At 62.9% G+C, this 19,334-nt stretch carries 17 protein-coding genes; 3 read left to right on the top strand and 14 right to left on the bottom strand.

Translation table 11 applies throughout. The annotated features are described in order from the left end of the window. Window positions 1-38: 38 nt before the first annotated feature. Window positions 39-2,027, bottom strand: a complete 1,989-nt coding sequence (gene dnaG, locus ACVWY1_RS09950; RefSeq protein ID WP_457378200.1) for a DNA primase — start codon at window positions 2,025-2,027, stop codon at window positions 39-41. A 278-nt stretch (window positions 2,028-2,305) separates the two neighbouring features. Beyond that, window positions 2,306-2,521, bottom strand: coding sequence for a 30S ribosomal protein S21 (rpsU, locus tag ACVWY1_RS09945; RefSeq protein ID WP_003255575.1), 216 nt, complete (start codon window positions 2,519-2,521; stop codon window positions 2,306-2,308). A 205-nt stretch (window positions 2,522-2,726) separates the two neighbouring features. Between rpsU and tsaD the strand changes: the two genes are divergently transcribed. Next, window positions 2,727-3,752, top strand: a complete 1,026-nt coding sequence (tsaD, locus tag ACVWY1_RS09940; RefSeq protein WP_046857388.1) for a tRNA (adenosine(37)-N6)-threonylcarbamoyltransferase complex transferase subunit TsaD — start codon at window positions 2,727-2,729, stop codon at window positions 3,750-3,752. A 25-nt stretch (window positions 3,753-3,777) separates the two neighbouring features. Here the strand turns inward: tsaD and plsY are convergent, their stop codons facing one another. Continuing rightward, window positions 3,778-4,347 (bottom strand): glycerol-3-phosphate 1-O-acyltransferase PlsY, encoded by a 570-nt coding sequence (gene plsY, locus ACVWY1_RS09935; RefSeq protein ID WP_046857387.1) that lies wholly within the window; start codon window positions 4,345-4,347, stop codon window positions 3,778-3,780. Window positions 4,348-4,421: 74 nt separating this feature from the next. On the opposite strand from plsY, the gene folB reads away from it, so the two are divergent. Both folB and folK read left to right on the top strand, forming a co-directional pair. Continuing rightward, on the top strand, window positions 4,422-4,778 hold the full coding sequence (gene folB / locus ACVWY1_RS09930) for a dihydroneopterin aldolase (RefSeq protein WP_457378199.1): 357 nt from the start codon (window positions 4,422-4,424) through the stop codon (window positions 4,776-4,778). Beyond that, window positions 4,769-5,278, top strand: coding sequence for a 2-amino-4-hydroxy-6-hydroxymethyldihydropteridine diphosphokinase (folK, locus tag ACVWY1_RS09925; protein WP_277502553.1), 510 nt, complete (start codon window positions 4,769-4,771; stop codon window positions 5,276-5,278). Before folB ends, folK begins: the two co-directional genes overlap by 10 nt. A 48-nt stretch (window positions 5,279-5,326) precedes the next feature. Here folK and ACVWY1_RS09920 read toward each other — a convergent pair whose 3' ends face one another. The 11 genes from ACVWY1_RS09920 to ACVWY1_RS09870 all read right to left on the bottom strand — a co-directional run bounded on the left by ACVWY1_RS09920 (window position 5,327) and on the right by ACVWY1_RS09870 (window position 19,280). Then, window positions 5,327-6,421, bottom strand: a complete 1,095-nt coding sequence (locus tag ACVWY1_RS09920) for a multifunctional CCA addition/repair protein (RefSeq protein ID WP_457378198.1) — start codon at window positions 6,419-6,421, stop codon at window positions 5,327-5,329. Between the two features lie 60 nt (window positions 6,422-6,481). Continuing rightward, entirely contained in the window at window positions 6,482-8,050 is a 1,569-nt protein-coding gene (locus ACVWY1_RS09915; RefSeq protein WP_277502554.1) for a SpoVR family protein, read from the bottom strand. Then, the gene (locus ACVWY1_RS09910; RefSeq protein ID WP_102681926.1) at window positions 8,047-9,318 is read right to left on the bottom strand and encodes a YeaH/YhbH family protein; all 1,272 of its coding nucleotides are present in this window, start codon (window positions 9,316-9,318) and stop codon (window positions 8,047-8,049) included. Before ACVWY1_RS09910 ends, ACVWY1_RS09915 begins: the two co-directional genes overlap by 4 nt. Window positions 9,319-9,443: 125 nt before the next feature. After that, window positions 9,444-11,366: a PrkA family serine protein kinase gene (locus ACVWY1_RS09905; protein WP_023629260.1), complete on the bottom strand. Its 1,923-nt coding sequence runs from the start codon at window positions 11,364-11,366 to the stop codon at window positions 9,444-9,446. A gap of 282 nt (window positions 11,367-11,648) precedes the next feature. Beyond that, the gene (gene glpE / locus ACVWY1_RS09900) at window positions 11,649-11,978 is read right to left on the bottom strand and encodes a thiosulfate sulfurtransferase GlpE (protein WP_046857381.1); all 330 of its coding nucleotides are present in this window, start codon (window positions 11,976-11,978) and stop codon (window positions 11,649-11,651) included. 13 nt (window positions 11,979-11,991) lie between these two features. After that, window positions 11,992-12,849 (bottom strand): symmetrical bis(5'-nucleosyl)-tetraphosphatase, encoded by an 858-nt coding sequence (locus ACVWY1_RS09895; protein WP_457378197.1) that lies wholly within the window; start codon window positions 12,847-12,849, stop codon window positions 11,992-11,994. Continuing rightward, window positions 12,849-13,229, bottom strand: coding sequence for a Co2+/Mg2+ efflux protein ApaG (gene apaG, locus ACVWY1_RS09890; protein WP_046857379.1), 381 nt, complete (start codon window positions 13,227-13,229; stop codon window positions 12,849-12,851). Before apaG ends, ACVWY1_RS09895 begins: the two co-directional genes overlap by 1 nt. 127 nt (window positions 13,230-13,356) lie before the next feature. Further along, the gene (rsmA, locus tag ACVWY1_RS09885) at window positions 13,357-14,157 is read right to left on the bottom strand and encodes a 16S rRNA (adenine(1518)-N(6)/adenine(1519)-N(6))-dimethyltransferase RsmA (protein ID WP_102681928.1); all 801 of its coding nucleotides are present in this window, start codon (window positions 14,155-14,157) and stop codon (window positions 13,357-13,359) included. Beyond that, entirely contained in the window at window positions 14,154-15,143 is a 990-nt protein-coding gene (gene pdxA, locus ACVWY1_RS09880; protein ID WP_277502556.1) for a 4-hydroxythreonine-4-phosphate dehydrogenase PdxA, read from the bottom strand. The genes rsmA and pdxA overlap by 4 nt, the downstream gene beginning before the upstream one ends. Continuing rightward, window positions 15,140-16,459, bottom strand: coding sequence for a peptidylprolyl isomerase (locus ACVWY1_RS09875; RefSeq protein WP_102681930.1), 1,320 nt, complete (start codon window positions 16,457-16,459; stop codon window positions 15,140-15,142). The genes pdxA and ACVWY1_RS09875 overlap by 4 nt, the downstream gene beginning before the upstream one ends. Then, window positions 16,440-19,280, bottom strand: a complete 2,841-nt coding sequence (locus ACVWY1_RS09870) for an LPS-assembly protein LptD (protein ID WP_277502558.1) — start codon at window positions 19,278-19,280, stop codon at window positions 16,440-16,442. Before ACVWY1_RS09870 ends, ACVWY1_RS09875 begins: the two co-directional genes overlap by 20 nt. Between the last annotated feature and the right edge of the window lie 54 nt (window positions 19,281-19,334).

The following is a 19,334-nucleotide window of genomic DNA, read 5'->3' as shown; positions in this document are numbered from 1 at the left end:
GCAAAAAACAAGCCGAGGATTATACCCGAGCATGGACCTCACGCGCCAGATGAGGTCGGGGTTTGTGCGGGAACATTCCTGCTTAACAGGACGAGCAGCTGAGATTTTTCCTCTGCGCTCAACTCACTTAGACGCGCTTTCCTGAGCAGATGTTCCAGGCTGCGCTCGCGCTGGCGAGCGGACAAGCTAGTTATAGTGTCGAAAAACTGTTGTTCAAGGTTGTCGGCATCGATCAACCATTCCTTTTCCGCCAGGGCGCGTAGCAGGCGACCCTGTTCGGTCCCGTGCCAGCGCGCAATCAGCTGCATTGAGCTTAGCTTAGGATTCTTCTGTGCGGCCTCGATCAGGGCCACCAGCAGCTGGCTGTAGAGTTGCTCTTCGTCGGCGAAGTGGCTGGCGTCCTCGACCTTGCCGGCCAGCAGCGGGTGATGCAGCAAGGTGCGCAGGGCCGAGAGCGTCGGTGGCTCCACTGGCGCGGGTACCCGTGGTGGCGCCTCGCCGCGCTGGCCATCGCGCTGCCACGGCTTGCCACCTTTCTTGTCCCAGGGTTTGCCGTCCCACTGCTTTTTGCCGCCACCTTTGTTCGGCGTCCAGGGGCGTTGCTCCTGATGTGGTGCGGCATAGTCGGGCTGGTAGTGCATGTCGCCATGGTCTGGCACGTAGCTTGCCATCGCGTCGTAGTCGTAGCCGGGGTCGTAATCCGGCGCGCTGGGTGCTGGCGCGCTCTGGGCCAGTTGCTCCATCTGCTGCGGGTCGAGGCCGGTGATGTCTTTCAGGCGGTTGCGCATCAGTTGGCGCAGATTGGCGCCCGGGACCTTTTCGATCAGCGGTGCGGCCAGCGTCACCATGTGCGCCTTGCCTTCCAGCGAGCGCGGGTCGGCCTCGTTGCTCAACTGCTCGAAGAAATAGTCGGCCAGTGGCTGGGCGTGCTGGTTGATGCGGGCCTGGAAGGCATCGGTGCCTTCGGCGCGCACCAGGCTGTCCGGGTCTTCGCCTTCGGGCAGGAACAGGAAGCGTGCACGGCGACCGTCCTGCAGGCTCGACAGGGTCGCCTCCAAGGCGCGCCAGGCGGCCTTGCGGCCGGCCTGGTCGCCGTCGAAGCAGAACAGCACGCTAGGTACCACGCGGAACAGGCGCTTGAGGTGTTCCTCGCTGGTGGATGTGCCAAGGGTGGCCACCGCGTTGCGCAAGCCTTGCTGGGCGAGGGCGATCACGTCCATGTAGCCTTCGACGACGATGATCTCGTCAAGGTTGCGGTTGTGCTTGCGTGCCTCGTACAGCCCGTACAGTTCCTGGCCCTTGTGGAACACCGGGGTTTCCGGGGAGTTCAGGTACTTGGGCTTGTCGTCGCCCAGCACCCGGCCGCCGAAGGCTATGACCCGGCCGCGGCTGTCGCGGATCGGGAACATCACCCGGTCGCGGAAGCGGTCATAGCGCTTGCCGCTTTCGGCGTTCTCGATCAGCAGGCCGGCGTCGATCATCACCTTCTGTTGCAGCGAGTCGGCTCCCAGGTGCTTGAGCAGGTTGTCCCAGCCCGGCGGCGCGAAGCCCAGGCCAAAGTCGCGGGCGATCTCGCCGGACAAACCGCGCCCCTTGAGATACTCCACCGCCGCCTTGCGGGTGGCGTGGCTGCGCAGGGCCTGGCGATAGAACTCGCTGGCCGCCTCCAGCAAGGGGTACAGCGGCGAGTCGGTCGGCTGGCGTGGCTTCTGCCCGCGGCGGCCTTCCTCGCGAGGGACTTCCATGCCGGCCGCGCGGGCCAGCTCCTCGACTGCCTGGGGGAAGTCCAGGTTGTCGTGGTCCATGACAAAGCCGAGGGCATTACCCCCAGCGCCGCAACCGAAGCAGTAGTAGAACTGCTTGTCGGGGCTGACGGTGAAGGAGGGGCTCTTTTCCTTGTGGAACGGACAGCAGGCGGAAAGATTCTTGCCGGTTTTTTTCAGCTGGATGCGCGAACTCACCACATCGACGATGTCGGTGCGGTTGAGAAGGTCATCGATAAAACTCTGGGGAATCAGCCCGGCCATGGCAGCCTCGTCATCTGGCAACTGGCAAGTCTAAACGCTTGTGCGCGGGTTTGGCGTGGGGTGTCGCAGGAAGAGGTGTGTGCTCGTCGGTAGCCGGTGAGGGCTCGTCAGAAAAGACGTGCACGCCTGGCCAAAGACCAGTTCTGACGCGTTGAGGCAGGTTGCCCATGGCTTTTGCCGGGGCGCCCCAGGCGCATGGCCAAGGGTTTCAAGCAACCGCTACCATAAGCCCAGCACGAGGCCGGGCATGGCAGAAGCTTTGCGTAGAACGGCTGTACTTAGTACAGACGAACGGCGCGGCGCTGTTCGCGCTGAACTTTCTTCGCGTGACGCTTAACAGCGGCAGCGGCTTTGCGCTTACGCTCGGCGGTCGGCTTCTCGTAAAACTCGCGGCTACGAACTTCAGCCAGTACACCGGCTTTTTCGCAGGAGCGCTTGAAACGACGCAGAGCTACGTCGAAGGGTTCGTTCTCTTTAACTTTGACGGCTGGCATCCAGGGCTACCTTAATTCATTACCGGGGTAGACGTGCTCCTGGCAAAACATAAGGTGTGCTGGAGAACGTCGGTTTTCAAGGGTTGCGGATGTTAACCCTTAGCTGGCCGGAATGCAAAGCCTCTGATCGAAAACCGCTGGTCGGCATCGGGCACGGGGACTATCATGCGCGCCTTCGAATTCAGCCTCCACAAGGCACGGACCCATGCTAGTACTGGGATTGGAAACATCCTGCGACGAAACTGGCGTCGCATTATACGACAGTGAGCGCGGCCTGCTGGCCGACGCGCTGTTCAGCCAGATCGACCTGCACCGCGTCTATGGCGGCGTGGTGCCCGAGCTCGCCTCGCGCGATCACGTCAAACGCATGCTGCCCCTGATTCGCCAGGTGCTGCAGGAGGCCGACTGCGTCGCTACCGAGATCGACGCCATCGCCTACACCGCAGGCCCGGGCCTGGTCGGCGCGCTGTTGGTGGGCGCCTCTTGCGCCCAGGCACTGGCGTTCGCCTGGGATATTCCGGCGATTGGCGTGCACCATATGGAGGGCCATCTGCTGGCGCCGATGCTCGAAGAGCAGCCGCCGCAGTTTCCGTTCGTCGCTTTGTTGGTTTCAGGTGGCCATACCCAACTGGTTCGGGTCGATGGTATCGGCCAGTACGAACTGCTGGGCGAGAGCCTGGACGACGCGGCTGGCGAGGCGTTCGACAAGACCGCCAAGCTGATCGGCCTCAATTATCCGGGTGGCCCCGAGATCGCCCGCCTGGCCGAACAAGGCACGCCTGGGCGCTTCGTGTTCCCGCGGCCGATGTGCGACCGCCCCGGCCTGCAGTTCAGCTTCAGTGGCCTGAAGACCTTTGCCCTGAATACCTGGCAGCAATGCCGCGATGCCGGGGACGACAACGAGCAAACCCGTTGCGACGTGTCGCTGGCGTTCCAGCAGGCGGTGGTGGAGACTCTGACCATCAAGTGCAAGCGCGCCCTCAAGCAGACCGGCCTCAAGCGCCTGGTCATCGCCGGCGGCGTGAGCGCCAACAAGGCCTTGCGTGTTTCGTTGGAAGAGATGCTGGCGAGCATCAAGGGCAATGTCTACTACGCCCGCCCACGCTTCTGCACCGACAACGGTGCGATGATTGCCTATGCCGGTTGCCAGCGTCTGTTGGCCGGGCAGCAACAGGACCTGGCGATCAGCGTGCAGGCGCGCTGGCCGATGGAGCAGTTGCCGGCAGTATGAGGTGAGCCGGGCTTGTGCGAGCGCATCAGAAGTGGCGTTCGCGCCCGGCGAACAGGTCACGCAGGTTGCGGCGGTGGCGCCACACGATCAGCACCGTCAGCACGGTCATCGGCAGCAGCGCTTCAGGCTCGCGCCAGGCCAGCAAGGGCAGCGTCAGCGGTGTGGCGATCAACGCCGCGAGCGAGCTGGTGCGGGTCAGGTAGAAGGTCAGCAGCCAGGCGCCGATGGCCAACAGGGCGGCTGGAAAGTACAGGGCCATGAGCATGCCGGCGGCGGTGGCCACGCCTTTGCCGCCCTTGAAGCGGAAGTACACCGGGAACAGGTGACCGAGCACCGCGCAGATGCCTACCCAGGCCTGCTCTTGCTGGTCGAGCCCGGCCAGGCGTGCCAGCAGCACGGGCAACATGCCCTTGCACAGGTCGCCGAGCAGCGTCAGGATCGCCAGTTTGCGGCCCGCCAGGCGTAGCATGTTGGTGGCGCCGGCATTGCCGGAACCGCTGGAGCGCGGGTCGGGGCTGCCACTGAGGCGGCTCAGGACAATGGCGAAGGACAGAGAGCCGAGCAGGTAGGCAAGCAGCGCCAGTGACCAAAACATGCTAACTATTCCGGGCGAGGACGCCCTGATTCTAACGGCGCCCGTCGCCCTTGTCGTGCTGTGGAGAGAAGTGCTTGGACAGAGTGTTCATCGAAGGCCTGGAAGTCGATACCGTGATCGGCGCCTATGACTGGGAGCGGGATATTCGCCAGTGCCTGCGCCTGGACCTGAGCTTCGCCTGGGACAACCGCCCGGCGGCGGCCGGTGACGACCTGTCGCTGGCACTGGACTATGCCAGTGTCTCGGCACGTATCCAGGCGTTCGCCGAACAGGCCCGTTTCGAGCTGGTCGAGACCTTCGCCGAGCGCTTGGTCACGGTGTTGATGGCGGAATTCAACATTCCCTGGGTGCGCCTGAAACTCACCAAGCCGGGCGCGGTACCGGCGGCCCGTGGTGGTGTTGGCGTGGAGATCGAGCGCGGATGTCTCTGAGCACGGTATACCTTGGGCTGGGCAGCAACATCGAGCGTGAGCGGCACTTGTGCGCCGGGCTCGATGCCCTCGCCGGCATCCTCAAAGACATGCAGTGTTCCGCGGTGTTCGAGAGCCAGGCCGTGGGGATCAAGAGTGGCCCGTTCTACAACCTGGTGGTGCGCGGGCGCACCGAACTGCCGCTGCTGGAACTTGACCGCCGGCTCAAGTTCATCGAGGCCGACAATGGCCGCTACGCGCCGGACCGCAAGGGGCTGCCGCTGGATATCGACGTACTGATGTTCGATGAACTGTGCGGGACCTTCGATGGCCTGGTGCTGCCGCGCGCGGAGATCCTGAAGAACGCCTTCGTGCTTTGGCCGCTGTCGCTGCTGGCTGCGGAGCTGGTGCACCCGGGCGAGGGCAAGTCCATGGGGCAGTTGTGGCGCGAAGCGCGCATCGAGCAGGTACTGGCGCCGGTACCGTTCGAATGGCGCGGGTTGCAGTTGACCCCCGCTTAAGCCAGCGCCGGCCTCTTCGCGGATCTGCCTGCGAAGAGGCCGGGCAGATCAAGCTGCCTTATAGGCTTCGAGCGCCTTCAGCCGCTCACCTTTAAGCGCTTCGCCTAGGCCCTGGCCGGCAAGCCCGGCGTCCAGCAACGGCTTCACATCCACGGCACGCGCCGCTTCAGCGGCCCCGCGCAAGTACTCGCCTTGTGGATAACCTGAACCCAACGCCGCCATCTCGCAGACGGCGATGAAGTCCTCGAAGCGCTGCGGCCGTCGGTACACGTCGAACTTCTGCAACATTTCCAGCAGGCTTGCAGGCTCCAGCTGCGCAGCCTGGTCTGCGCGCTCGGCAAACTCCCCCACCAGCATTGCCAGTTCCTGGCATTCACGCGGGGCCTTGAAGCGCTGGTTCAGCGCCTTGAGCGCGGCAGGCGGCAGTCCGCGTAGCAGGCACGCCCAGCGCACCGCCAGTGGCTGCTGGTGCCTTGCCGCCTGGTGCAGCGCTGCCAGTGTACTGGCGCCCTCAAGCTCGGGCATCAGCTCGCTCAACCCGCCGCAGCTGCGCAGCACCTCAATGAACACCTGCGGTTCGCTTTCCATCAATGCACGCTCGATCTCCTTCCAACTGCGCTCGGCGGTCAACGCCTGCAGTTCGCCCGATTCGGCGATCTGGCGCATCAGCTGCAACGTCTCATCGGCGACACGAAAGCCCAGCGGCGCATAGCGCGCGGCAAAGCGGGCAACGCGCAGTACTCTCAGAGGATCTTCGGCGAATGCCGGGGAAACATGGCGCAGGAGACGCTGCTCGAGATCTGCCTTGCCATGGTAGGGATCGTGCAAGTTGCCGTGCTCGTCCTCGGCCATGGCATTGATGGTCAGGTCGCGACGAACCAGATCCTCCTCGAGGGTCACTTCGGGGCTCGCGTGGAAGGTGAAACCGCCATACCCGCGCCCGCTCTTGCGTTCGGTACGGGCCAGGGCATATTCCTCGCCCGTCCTGGGGTGAAGGAATACCGGAAAGTCGGCACCGACCGGGCGAAAACCCTCGGCCTGCATCTGTTCGACCGTGGCGCCGACCACCAGCCAGTCGATGTCGCTGACCGGACGGCCGAGCAGGCGGTCGCGCACGGCGCCGCCAACCTTGTAGATCTGCATGTGGAACCTCCATTACTGGCGACAGGATACCTTGTCGGCAGCAATGGAGGTGGGCTGCCGCTAGAGGTGGTGCACCACGGCCAGGTCCATGCGCCCGTAGTCGCCGGCCTCGCTGTGCTCGCCGCGTGGCGGCATGTGGTGGGTCTTCATCACCTGGTCGCCCTGAACGGTCTCCAGGTGGATATCGAAGCCCCACAGGCGGTGCAGGTGCTTGAGCACCTCTTCGGTGGAATCACCCAGGGGTTTGCGGTTGTGCTGCTGGTGGCGCAGGGTGAGCGAGCGGTCGCCGCGGCGATCAATACTCCAGATCTGTACGTTGGGTTCACGGTTGCCCAGGTTGTACTGGGCGGCCAGTTGCTCGCGGATGGTGCGGTAGCCGGCCTCGTCGTGGATCGCCGGGACCAGCAGGTCATCACGCTGGTCATCATCGAGGATGCTGAACAGCTTGAGGTCGCGCATCACCTTGGGCGACAGGTACTGCAGGATGAAGCTTTCGTCCTTGAAGCTGCTCATGGCGAACTTGATGGTCGAAAGCCAGTCACTGCCGGCGATGTCCGGGAACCAGCGGCGATCTTCCTCGGTAGGGGCCTCGCACATGCGACGGATGTCGGTGTACATCGCAAAGCCCAAGGCATACGGGTTGATGCCGCTGTAGTAGGGGCTGTCGAAGCCTGGCTGGAACACCACGCTGGTATGCGACTGGAGGAACTCCATCATGAAGCCTTCAGTGATCAGGCCCTCGTCGTAGAGATCGTTCATCAGCGTGTAGTGCCAGAAGGTCGCCCAACCTTCGTTCATCACCTGGGTCTGGCGTTGTGGATAGAAGTACTGGGCGATCTTGCGCACGATGCGCACCACCTCGCGCTGCCAGGGCTCGAGCAGCGGGGCGTGCTTCTCGATGAAGTAGAGAATGTTCTCCTGGGGTTCGGCCGGGAAGCGCGCATCGTCCCTGTCGCCACCCTTCTCGGCGCCCTTGGGAATGGTCCGCCAGAGGTCGTTGATCTGCCGTTGCAGGTGCTCTTCACGCTCCTTCTGCCGGCGCCGTTCCTCTTCGGCGGAGATGGGGTAGGGGCGTTTGTAGCGATCCACCCCGTAGTTCATCAGCGCATGGCAGGAGTCGATCAGGTCCTCGACGGCGTCGATGCCGTGACGCTCCTCGCACTGGGCAATGTACTGCTTGGCGAACACCAGGTAGTCGATGATCGAGCTGGCGTCGGTCCAGGTGCGGAACAGGTAGTTGCCCTTGAAGAAACTGTTGTGGCCATAGCAGGCGTGGGCGATCACCAGTGCCTGCATGCACATGGTGTTTTCTTCCATCAGGTAGGCGATGCACGGATCGGAGTTGATCACGATCTCGTACGCCAGGCCCATCTGGCCCCGACTGTAGGACTTCTCGGTGCTGAGGAACTGTTTGCCGTAGGACCAGTGGTGATAGCCCAGCGGCATGCCGACCGAGGCGTAGGCGTCCATCATCTGTTCGGCGGTGATGACTTCGATCTGGTTGGGGTAGGTATCCAGGGCATAGCGGGCGGCCAGGCGACTGATCTCGCGGTCGTAGGTCTGGATCAGCTCGAACGTCCATTCGGAGCCGGTGGAAATGGGTTGGCGTCTCTGCTCTCTGGCGGTCATGTGGCTAACCTGCGCTGGAAGAGTTCACGGAAGACCGGGTAGATATCGCCGGCCGATACCAACTGCTGCTGGGCGAAGGTGTCGGGAAATGCTTCGCCGATGCGCTCGTACTCGTACCACAGCGCCTGATGTTCGCGTGGGGTGATCTCGACGTAAGTGTAGTACTGCACATGCGGCATGATCTGGTTGGCGAGGATGTCGCGGCAGATCGGCGAATCGTCGTTCCAGTTGTCACCGTCCGAGGCCTGGGCGGCATAGATGTTCCAGTCGCTGGCCGGGTAGCGATCGGCCATGACTTCCTGCATCAGCTTGAGCGCGCTGGAGACGATGGTGCCGCCGGTCTCGCGGGAGTAGAAGAATTCTTCCTCGTCCACTTCGCGGGCGCTGGTGTGGTGGCGGATGAACACCACCTCGATGCGGTCGTAGTTACGCTTGAGGAACAGGTACAGCAGGATGAAGAAGCGCTTGGCGATGTCCTTGGTAGCCTGTGTCATGGAGCCGGAGACATCCATCAGGCAGAACATCACCGCCTTGGAGCTGGGGTTGGGCTGCTTGATCAGCAGGTTGTACTTGAGGTCGAAGGTGTCGAGGAAGGGCAGGCGATTGATGCGCGCCTTGAGGCGCTCGATCTCGGCCTCGGTATCCTGGATGTCGGTGAAGTTGTCGGGCTCTTCGACCTTGAGTCGGTCCAGCTCCTTTTGCGCCTCGCGCAGCAGCGCGCGGCTGCTGCCGGTCAGGGCGATGCGACGGGCGTGGGCCGAGCGCAGGGTGCGCACGATGTTGATGCGCGAAGGGTTGCCCTCGTTGGCAATACCGGCGCGCACGGTCTTGAAGGTGTCGGCACCGGTAAGGTGGCGTTTGACCAGGTTGGGCAGTTCCAGGTCTTCGAACATGAATTCGAGGAATTCTTCCTGGGTGATCTGGAACACGAAATCGTCCATGCCCTCGCCGGAGTTGCCGGCCTTGCCGCGCCCGCCGCCACCGCCGCCACCTTGTGGCCGGGCGATGTGTTCGCCGGCGGTGAACTCCTTGTTACCTGGGTGAACGATGGTCTGCTTGCCGCCGCGGCCGTGGTGCAGCACCGGTTCGTCGATGTCACGCCCCGGGATACTGATCTGCTCGCCGTGTTCCATGTCCATGATGGAGCGGCGGCTCACGGCCTCTTCGACGGCTTTCTTGATGTGCTCACGGTAACGCCGCAAGAAGCGCTGGCGGTTGACCGTGCTCTTGTTCTTGCCGTTCAGGCGTCGGTCGATAACGTAGCTCATGGGCCCTCCGGTAGCTGGGTACAGCTGCAAGCTTCAAGCTACGAGCTGCAAGTAAAAGCAGTCGCTGCCGCCACGGGCCGGCGGTGTGCCGGGGCACACCGCCAAGCGCCCGGGGCGTGCCGCTTTTACTGCGATTTCCTGACCCGCAGGTACCATTCCGACAGCAGGCGTACCTGTTTGTCGGTGTAGCCACGCTCCACCATCCGGGTGACGAAATCGTTGTGCTTCTGCTGGTCTTCCTTGCTGGCCTTGGCGTTGAAGCTGATGACCGGCAGCAGGTCTTCGGTGTTGGAGAACATTTTCTTCTCGATCACCACCCGCAGCTTCTCGTAGCTGAGCCAGCTGGGGTTCTTGCCATTGTTGTTGGCGCGGGCGCGCAGCACGAAGTTGACGATCTCGTTGCGGAAGTCCTTCGGATTGCTGATGCCGGCCGGCTTCTCGATCTTCTCCAGCTCCTCGTTGAGGGCGATGCGGTTGAGGATCTCGCCAGTCTCCGGGTCGCGGTATTCCTGGTCCTGGATCCAGAAGTCGGCATACAGCACGTAACGGTCGAAGATGTTCTGGCCGTACTCGCTGTAGGACTCCAGGTAAGCGGTCTGGATTTCCTTGCCGATGAACTCGATGTAGCGCGGCGCCAGGTACTCCTTGAGGTAGCGCAGGTAGCGCTCGCGTACTTCGGCAGGGAACTGCTCCTGCTCGATCTGCTGTTCCAGCACGTACAGCAGGTGCACCGGGTTGGCGGCAATCTCATGCGGATCGAAGTTGAATACCTTGGAGAGGATCTTGAAGGCGAAGCGGGTCGACAGGCCGTTCATGCCCTCGTCGACGCCCGCGGAGTCGCGGTACTCCTGGATCGACTTGGCCTTCGGGTCGGTGTCCTTGAGGTTCTCGCCGTCGTAGACGCGCATCTTCGAGTAGATGTTGGAGTTCTCCGGCTCTTTCAGGCGTGAAAGCACGGTGAACTGGGCGAGCATCTTCAGTGTGTCGGGGGCGCAATGAGCCTTGGCCAGCGAGCTGTTGATCAGCAGCTTGTCGTAGATCTTGATCTCGTCGCTGACGCGCAGGCAGTACGGCACCTTGACGATGTAGATGCGGTCGATGAACGCTTCGTTGTTCTTGTTGTTGCGGAAGGTGTGCCATTCCGATTCGTTGGAGTGGGCCAACAGGATACCGGTGTAGGGGATCGCCCCCAGGCCTTCGGTACTGTTGTAGTTGCCTTCCTGGGTAGCGGTGAGCAGCGGGTGCAGAACCTTGATCGGCGCCTTGAACATCTCGACGAATTCCATCAGGCCCTGGTTGGCCCGGCACAGCGCGCCCGAGTAGCTGTAGGCATCGGCGTCGTTCTGCGGAAACTCCTCGAGCTTGCGAATATCCACCTTGCCCACCAGGGCCGAGATATCCTGGTTGTTCTCGTCACCCGGCTCGGTCTTGGCGATGGCGATCTGGTTGAGGATCGACGGATAGAGCTTGACCACCCGGAACTTGCTGATATCGCCGCCGAACTCCTGCAGGCGCTTGGTGGCCCAGGGCGACATGATGGTATTGAGATAGCGGCGCGAAATGCCGAATTCTTCCTCCAGGATCGCACCGTCCTCGGTGGCGTTGAACAGCCCGAGTGGCGATTCGAAGACCGGCGAGCCCTTGATGGCGTAGAACGGCACCTTTTCCATCAGCTGCTTGAGTTTTTCGGCCAGCGACGACTTGCCGCCGCCCACCGGACCCAGCAGGTAGAGGATCTGCTTCTTCTCTTCCAGGCCCTGGGCGGCGTGGCGGAAGTAGGAGACGATCTGGTCGATGCACTCTTCCATGCCATGGAAATCGGCAAAGGCCGGATAGCGGCGGATCACCTTGTTGGAGAAGATCCGCGATAGCCGGGAGTTGCTTGAGGTGTCGATCAGCTCTGGTTCACCGATGGCCAGCAACAGCCGCTCGGCCGCCGAGGCATAGGCGCTGCGATCCTCTTTGCACAGCTCGAGGTACTCCTGCAGCGAAAGTTCTTCCTGGCGGGTGGACTCGAAACGTTGTTGGAAGTGGCTAAAAATGCTCATGACGTCACCTCGCTCGATACGTGGAGACGACGCCGGATCAGTCAGCCGATGCTGGCATGCAACCGGTTTTGCCGGTTGCTGTATACCCCCCAGAACACCCTGTAACGCTACCGATGACCCGCACGCCGGTGTACCGGCTCTCCCCTTTTTTGGATGGCCTGGGCTTAAGGATAGTTGGTTATACGAGAGGTCAAGGGCGGGGAGCGGAGAAGACGCCTACGACCGTTCGTCAGGTCGGGCGCTAGCCCGCGCCAAGCGCGGGCTGCAGGAAAAATGAAAAAATTATTCGGCGCTGCCCTGGGCGGTTTCCGCCGGGTAGGTGTTACGCCACAGTTCGAAGCCACCATCGATGCTGTAGACGTTGGAGAAGCCCTGGCCGACCAGGTAGGCGGCGGCACTCTGGCTGGAATTGCCGTGGTAGCAGACTACCAGTGTAGGCGCGTCCAGGTCGGCGCTGCGGATGAAGTCGGCTACCGAGTGATTATCCAGATGAGTGGCGCCGGCGATATGGCCGGCGGCGAACGCCTGTGGGTCGCGGATATCGACAACGATCGCACCTTCGGCACGCAGGGCGAGGGCTTGTTCTGGGGAGATACGCTTGAATTCGCTCATGGGTGCGGTTCCTTCATGGCTGATCGTTGGGTGATGCCGGCGGGCGAGGGGTGCCTTCGCGGGTGCAGTCGCAGCGGTGGAATTCGCCGCTGTCGACATTGTACAGGGTCATCGCGCCCCCCCAGACACAGCCGGTATCCAGGGCAATCACACCGGGGGCGTCGACCCGGCCTTCGAGGGCGGCCCAGTGACCGAAGATGATCTTCACATGGCGCGAGCGGCGGTCCAGGTGAGCGAACCATGGTTTATAGCCTTTGGGCGCGCTGTCGGCGCCTTCCTTGGTCTTGAGGTCGAGCTTGCCGGCGGCGGTGCAGAAGCGCATGCGGGTGAAGTAGTTAGTGATCACTCGCAGGCGTTCGATGCCGGCCAGATCCTTGCTCCACTTGTTCGGCTCGTTGCCGTACATGCCGTCCAGATACAGTTTCAGGCGACTGTCGTCGCGCAGCACTTCCTCGACCTCCGCGGCCAGCTCCAACGCCTTGCCCAGGGTCCACTGCGGTGGGATGCCGGCATGGGCCATGGCGATGCCGCGGGCTTCGTCGTAGTGCAGCAGTTTCTGCTGGCGGAGCCAGTCGAACAGCTGGTCGGCGTCCGGGGCTTCGATGACTTCGCGCAGGGTGTCGCTTTTCTTCAGGCGCTCGACATTGTGCCAGGCGGCCAGCAGGTGCAGGTCATGGTTGCCCAGCACGCAGACCAGCGCATGGCGGATCGAGTAGAGATAACGCAAGGTCTCGAGGGACTCTGGGCCACGGTTGACCAGGTCGCCCACCAGCCACAGGCGATCGACGGCCGGGTCGAAGCGTACGCGTTCGAGCAGGCACTTGAGTGGTTGCAGACAGCCTTGCAGGTCCCCGACGGCATAGGTGGCCATCAGTGCAGCGCCCCGGGCACGGCCAGGCGAAACGGGGCGATCTGGGCATCGAAGCGTTTGCCGTCTTCGGCGAACATCTGATAGCTGCCCTGCATGGTGCCGACGCGGGTGCTGATCACGGCGCCGCTGCTGTAGGTGTGGCTCTGGCCGGGCTCGATCAGCGGCTGCTGGCCGATCACGCCGGCGCCGCGCACTTCCTCGACTTCGCCGTCACCGTTGGTGATCAGCCAGTGGCGGGACATCAGCTTGGCCTTGACCGTACCGTTGTTCTGCACGGTGATGGTGTAGGCGAAGGCGAAACGGCTGCTTTCGGGATCGGATTGTTCTTTGAGGTAGCGGGTCACGACGCTGACGTCGATCTGGTAGCGGGGGTCGGACATGCAAGGGCCTTGGGCGAACTGACGCAATAATGCAGTCTAGGCCATTGGCGGGGGTGGAGGCCAGTCATGCCTGAGCGCAAGCAAGCCCATTCCCACGGTGGGACGGGCTTGTCCTGCGCAGGCCTGGTCAGGCCTGCTGTTCGGCCAGCTTGTCGGCCAGGCGCACGAAGGCGGCCAGGTCGAGCTGCTCGGGGCGCAGACTGCCATCCACGCCAGCGGCCTCGATGGCCTGGCTGTCGAGCAGGCCCTTGAGGGTGTTGCGCAGGGTCTTGCGACGCTGGTTGAAGGCTTCGCGTACCACGTGTTCCAGCAGCTTTGGATTTTTAGCCGGATGCGGCAGGGTCTCGTGGGGCACCAGCCGCACGATCGCCGAGTCCACCTTTGGTGGCGGGTTGAAGGCACCCGGGCCGACGTTGAACAGGTGCTCCACGCGGCAGTGGTACTGCACCATGATCGACAGGCGGCCCCAGTCGCCGCCGCCAGGGCCCGCGGCCATGCGTTCGACCACTTCCTTCTGCAGCATGAAATGCATGTCGCGGATCAGGTTGGCATGGGCCAGGAGGTGGAAGATCAGCGGCGTGGAGATGTTGTAGGGCAGGTTGCCCACCACCTTGAGGCTGCGCTCCGGCACGCCCAGCTGATTGAAGTCGAACTTCAGGGCATCACCCTGGTGCAGGCGGAAATTACCGCGCCCGGCGAACTTGTGTTGCAGGATCGGCACCAGGTCCTTGTCCAGCTCGACCACGTCCAGCTGAGCGCCACTGCCCAGCAGGCCCTCGGTCAGGGCGCCCTGGCCCGGGCCGATTTCCAGCAGGTGTTCGCCGGCCTTGGCGTTGATCGCCCGCAGGATGCGGTCGATGATTCCGGCGTCATGCAGGAAGTTCTGGCCGAAGCGCTTGCGCGCCCGGTGTTGGTAATGCTCGGTCATGGTCGGTTCTCGGCCATCTGGTAGGCGGTTTGCAGGGCGACGCGCAGGCTGCCGGTGTCGACTCGACCGGTGCCGGCCAGGTCCAGGGCGGTGCCGTGGTCGACCGAGGTGCGGATGATCGGCAGGCCCAGCGTCACATTGACCGCAGCGCCGAAGCCCTTGTACTTGAGCACGGGCAGGCCTTGGTCGTGGTACATCGCCAGCACCGCGTCGCAGTGCTCCAGATATTTGGGGGTAAACAGGGTATCGGCCGGCAGCGGGCCGCGCAGGTCCATGCCTTCGGCACGCAGGCGCTGCAGCGCCGGCTCGATGATGTCGATTTCTTCACGGCCCAGGTGGCCGCCTTCTCCGGCATGCGGGTTGAGCCCGCAGACCAGGATGCGAGGGTTGGCAATGCCGAACTTGTCGTGCATGTCCGCATGCAGGATGCGGGTGACGCGCTCCAGGCGGTCGCCGGTGATGGCCTCGGCGATGTCCCGCAGGGGCAGGTGAGTGGTCACCAGTGCCACGCGCAGCCCATGGGTGGCCAGCATCATTACCACTTGTGTGGTGTGGGTGAGGTCAGCGAGGAATTCGGTATGCCCGGAGAAGGCGATACCGCTTTCGTTGATCACGCCCTTGTGCACCGGCGCGGTGATCATCCCGGCGAAGTGTCCGTCCAGGCAGCCTTGCCCGGCACGGGTCAGGGTTTCCAGGACGAATGCGGCGTTGGCCTTGTCCAGCTGCCCGGCTGTCACCGGGTGGGCCAGGGCGGTATCCCAGACATACAGGCTGCCGGCGGGAGCGGGTTGCTCCGGCCAGGCGCTCGGCTCAACCGTGATCAGCTTGACGTCCAGGCCCAGCTGCGTGGCCCGCTCGGCGAGCAGGTCACGGCTGGTGATGGCGATCAGGGGGTGGGGCTGGACCTCGGCGGCGAGCAGCAGGCACAGGTCGGGACCGATGCCGGCTGGCTCGCCGGGGGTGACGGCGAAGCGCAGGGGTTTCACTGGGCGACCTGGTCGGCGCCAGGCAGCTTGATTTCAACGTAGGCTTCGTCGCGGATCTGGCGCAGCCAGTTCTGCAGCTCTTCGTCGTACTTGCGGTTGCGCAGGACGTTCATGGCCTGCTGCTCGCGAGCCTGTTCGGTGCTGTCGGTGGCGCGGCGGCCCAGCACTTCCAGCACATGCCAGCCGTACTGGGTTTTGAAGGGCTTGGTCACCACGCCTTGCTCGGCGTTGGCCATCTGCTCACGGAACTCAGGTACCAGGCTGTTCGGGTCGACCCAGTTGAGATCGCCGCCGTTGAGCGCCGAACCCGGGTCTTCCGAGAAGCTCTTCGCCAGCTCGGCGAAGTTTTCACCGTTCTGGATCCGGTCGTACAGGCGCTCGGCCAGTTGCTCGGTGGCGGCTTCGCTGCGGATCTCGCTCGGTTTGATCAGGATGTGGCGTACGTGCACTTCGTCGCGCAGCACGCTCTGGCTCCCGCCGCGCTTCTCTTCCAGCTTGAGGATGATGAAGCCGTTGGGGATGCGGATCGGCTGGGTGATGTCGCCGACCGCCATGCTGCTGAGCATCTTGGCGAAGTCTGGTGGTAGCTGGCCTGCCTGGCGCCAGCCCATCTCACCGCCTTCCAGGGCGTTTTCACTGCGCGAGCGAGCGATGGCCATCTGGCCGAAGTCCGCGCCTTGCTTGAGCTGCTGGTAGACATCGCCTACCTGGCGCGCGGCGGCCTGGATGGCCTCCGAGTTGGCACCTTCCGGGGTCGGGATGAGGATGTTGGCCAGGCGGTATTCTTCCGACATCTGCATCTTGCCCAGGTCCGAGTTGAGGAAGTTCTTCACTTCCTGCTCGGAGACCTGAATGCGCTCGGCAACGCGGCGCTGACGCACACGGCTGATGACCATCTCGCGCTTGATCTGCTCGCGGGCATCGTCGTACGACAGGCCGTCATGGGCCAGGGCGGCGCGGAACTGCTCCAGCGACATGCCATTGCGCTGGGCAATGGTGCCGACGGCCTGGTTCAGCTCTTCGTCGGTGATGCGGATGCCAGAGCGCTCGCCGATCTGCAGTTGCAGGTTCTCGACGATCAGGCGTTCCAGCACTTGCTGTTCCAGCGCGCTGGTGGGTGGCACGCCGCCGCCACGCTTGGCGATGGTCTGCTGCACTTCGCGAACGCGCTGGTCCAGCTGGCTCTGCATGACCACGTCGTTGTCGACGGTGGCCACGATGCGGTCGATGGGTTGTACCGCGGCATGCACCGCGCCACTCAGCATTGCGGCGCCCAGCATCAGCGGGCGCAGACGATCAATAAGCTTGCTCTTCACGGGTACGGTAACCTTGAATGCCTTGGTCCAGGAACGATTCGACCTTGTTGCCGACTACACCACCGAGCCCTTTGAGCACGATCTGCAGGAAGATGCCGTGGTCGCCCTTCTCGTTGTTCGGGATGGCCTGGCTGAAGTCGTCGTAGTCCATCCAGTAACGGTTGATCAGGCGCAGTTTCCAGCAGCAGTTGTCGTACTCGAAGCCGCCCATCGCTTCCAGCGTGCGATTGCGGTTGTAGTCATGCTGCCAGCGTGCAATGACGCTCCATTGCGGCACGATCGGCCAGATGACCGAGAAGTCGTGCTGCTGGATCTTGTAGTAGTCCTTGATATAGCCCGGCGTGCCTGGCGTACCGTAGTCACCACCACCGACCTTCCAGTTGCCGGTCTGCGAGTCGTAAGTGATCAGGTCGTTGCGATAGCGGTAACCGAGGTTAACCACCTTGTTCGGGTTGTCCTCGGGCTGGTAGTGGAACATCGCACTGCCCGAGCGAGGGCTGTGGGTGTCCGGGTCCCAGTTGTAGTCCGAATTGAAGCGCCAGTCGCGGTTGAAGGCGTATTCGTATTCGAGCGCATACGGCGAGACATCCGATTTGCTGTCCACTCGGGTGCGGTAGTCGATGCCTGGAAGCTGGACCTTGCGATCTTTGAAGTACAGCGCCTGGCCGATGCTGAAACGCTGGCGCTGGAACCCGTTCTCTTCGATCCAGCGGTTGGTCACGCCCAGCGACAGCTTGTTCTCGTCGCCGATGCGGTCGATGCCGCTGAAACGGTTGTCGCGGAACAGCGACGAGTAGTTGAAGGTGCTCTCGCCGGAGTCAAACAGCGGGATGTCGGTTTGATCCTTGTACGGTACGTAGAGGTAGAACAGCCGTGGCTCGAGGGTCTGGCGGTAGTTCGTCCCGAACAACTGGGTATTGCGATCGAAGTACAGGCCACTGTCGACGCTGAACACCGGGATATCGCGGTTCTGATTGCTCTTGAAGTCGCCGTATACGCCAACCATGCCCGGATTGTCGGCGAGGTCTTTCTTACCCTTGCTGTCGAGGTCGAGGTCGTAGTGCGTGTAGACGTACTTCAGCTTGGGCGTAACGTAGCCATAGCTGGCTTCGAGCGGCAGGCTGATCGATGGCGCGACGTTAAGGCGATTGCCGTTGGAGCGGGCTACGCCGAAGACGTTCTGATCCAGGCGGCGTCCTCCGAGGACAGCGCCGGTAATGGGGTCAAGTTCGACACCGGCAGTTTCATCAGGGTTACCGTCCTTGTCGAACACTAGATCATTCTTCAGATCCCGATCAAAGCGTACCGCTTCGGCTTCGTAACCGACGTCCACGCCGCCCGGATGGAAGGGCAGCATGCCGTTGAGGGTCAGCTGCGGTAGACGGTCATACGGGGTGATCTGCGAAATCGTTGCCAATTCATAGGCGTGCAGATTCAAGCCAGCAGTGTAGTTATCGCCACGATAAGTGAGCGTGCCACGCTGGTTGATGTAATCACGGCTCTGCACACCAATCTGATCGGTCTCCAGATCCTGGAAGTAGAACGGATCACTGATATCGGTGTAGTCCACTTCGGCCATCAGGCGCTCGTCCAGACCGCCCTTGTGCTGCCAGTTGACCATCCAGCGGTCTTTCTTGTAGTCCGTCTGCTTCTCGCGGTCGTCGTCCTGATCGTTCAGGAATCCACCGCCGAACTGCCCTTCGCTGGACTTGGTCAGGTAGCGGAACTCGCCTTCCATCAACATGCCGCGCTTGGCCATGTAGCGCGGGTACAACGTGGCATCGTAGTTAGGCGCCAGGTTGAAGTAGTACGGCGTGACCAGCATGAAGCCGGTGTCGCTGCTGGAACTGAACGATGGCGGCAGGAAGCCGGACTGGCGACGGTCGTCGATCGGGAAATAGATGTACGGTGTGTAGAACACCGGGAAATCCTTGACCCGCAGCGTCACGTTGGTCGCGGTGCCGAAACCGGTGGCCGGGTTCAGGGTGATGTTGTTGCCCTTGAGCTGCCATGCGTTGCTGCCCGGCTCACAGGTGGTATAGGTACCGTCCTTGAGGCGGATGATGGCGTTTTCCGCACGTTTGGCGTACAGCGCGTTGCCGCGGATGTGCGACTTGTGCATCACGTATTCGGCGTTGTCGACCCGGGCCTCGCCGGTATCGAGCTGGATCTGCGCCTCGTCGCCAACCACCAGCGAGCCGTTGTCGCGGATCTTGACGTTGCCCTTGAGCTCGCCGCGGTTTTCGGCCTGGTACAGGTTGGCTTCGTCAGCTTCGGCCTGCATGCTGCCCTGGCGCATGACCACGTCACCGGCGAGGGTGGCGATCTGCTGCTCCTGCTGGTACTTGGAGACCTTGGCGTTGATGTAGGTCGGCGACTCGTCCTTGGGCGTGGAGTCGTTCATGCCCGGGCGGGTCGGCTCGATGTAGGCGCCGCCGCAGTACGGGCCGGTCTCGGCCAGTTGCGCGGCAGTGAGCTTCTCGCGCGGGACCCAGTCCAGATGGCTGTAGTCTTCGCTGCGCGACTTCAGGCCGCGGCCCTTGGCCTCGGTGACCAGCATCGGCTTGTCGGCCTCGGTCGCGGCGACTTCGCCGGGTGCCTCGGCACCCGTGCTGGCCGCGGCAGCGCCCGGGTGTACCGGGCGCGGAGGCAAGTTGGCAGCGGTCTTGGGCTTGCAGTCCCAGCCACCGGAAGCGGACACTTGGCAGTCGAACTGCTCGGCCGCCACCACGTACGACGTGGCCAGGGGTTGCAGGGCCAGCAAACCGCCAGTCACGAGCAACGGAAACTTTCTACGAAACGCGGGGGATTTCAATGCCATCTTATTAGTCCGGGCTTCCTGCGTGCCATCTGCCCGCGTGTGGGGGCCGCACGC

The sequence above is a fragment of the Pseudomonas sp. TE6288 genome (assembly GCF_054062095.1).
This window is presented reverse-complemented; position numbering and strand designations above follow the sequence as displayed.

Coding starts and splice junctions, on each gene's coding strand:
- dnaG (WP_457378200.1), bottom strand. CDS start 2,027: ATGGCCGGGCTGATTCCCCAGAGTTTTATCGATGACCTTCTCAACCGC.
- rpsU (WP_003255575.1), bottom strand. CDS start 2,521: ATGCCAGCCGTCAAAGTTAAAGAGAACGAACCCTTCGACGTAGCTCTG.
- tsaD (WP_046857388.1), top strand. CDS start 2,727: ATGCTAGTACTGGGATTGGAAACATCCTGCGACGAAACTGGCGTCGCA.
- plsY (WP_046857387.1), bottom strand. CDS start 4,347: ATGTTTTGGTCACTGGCGCTGCTTGCCTACCTGCTCGGCTCTCTGTCC.
- folK (WP_277502553.1), top strand. CDS start 4,769: ATGTCTCTGAGCACGGTATACCTTGGGCTGGGCAGCAACATCGAGCGT.
- ACVWY1_RS09920 (WP_457378198.1), bottom strand. CDS start 6,421: ATGCAGATCTACAAGGTTGGCGGCGCCGTGCGCGACCGCCTGCTCGGC.
- ACVWY1_RS09915 (WP_277502554.1), bottom strand. CDS start 8,050: ATGACCGCCAGAGAGCAGAGACGCCAACCCATTTCCACCGGCTCCGAA.
- ACVWY1_RS09910 (WP_102681926.1), bottom strand. CDS start 9,318: ATGAGCTACGTTATCGACCGACGCCTGAACGGCAAGAACAAGAGCACG.
- ACVWY1_RS09905 (WP_023629260.1), bottom strand. CDS start 11,366: ATGAGCATTTTTAGCCACTTCCAACAACGTTTCGAGTCCACCCGCCAG.
- glpE (WP_046857381.1), bottom strand. CDS start 11,978: ATGAGCGAATTCAAGCGTATCTCCCCAGAACAAGCCCTCGCCCTGCGT.
- ACVWY1_RS09895 (WP_457378197.1), bottom strand. CDS start 12,849: ATGGCCACCTATGCCGTCGGGGACCTGCAAGGCTGTCTGCAACCACTC.
- apaG (WP_046857379.1), bottom strand. CDS start 13,229: ATGTCCGACCCCCGCTACCAGATCGACGTCAGCGTCGTGACCCGCTAC.
- rsmA (WP_102681928.1), bottom strand. CDS start 14,157: ATGACCGAGCATTACCAACACCGGGCGCGCAAGCGCTTCGGCCAGAAC.
- ACVWY1_RS09870 (WP_277502558.1), bottom strand. CDS start 19,280: ATGGCATTGAAATCCCCCGCGTTTCGTAGAAAGTTTCCGTTGCTCGTG.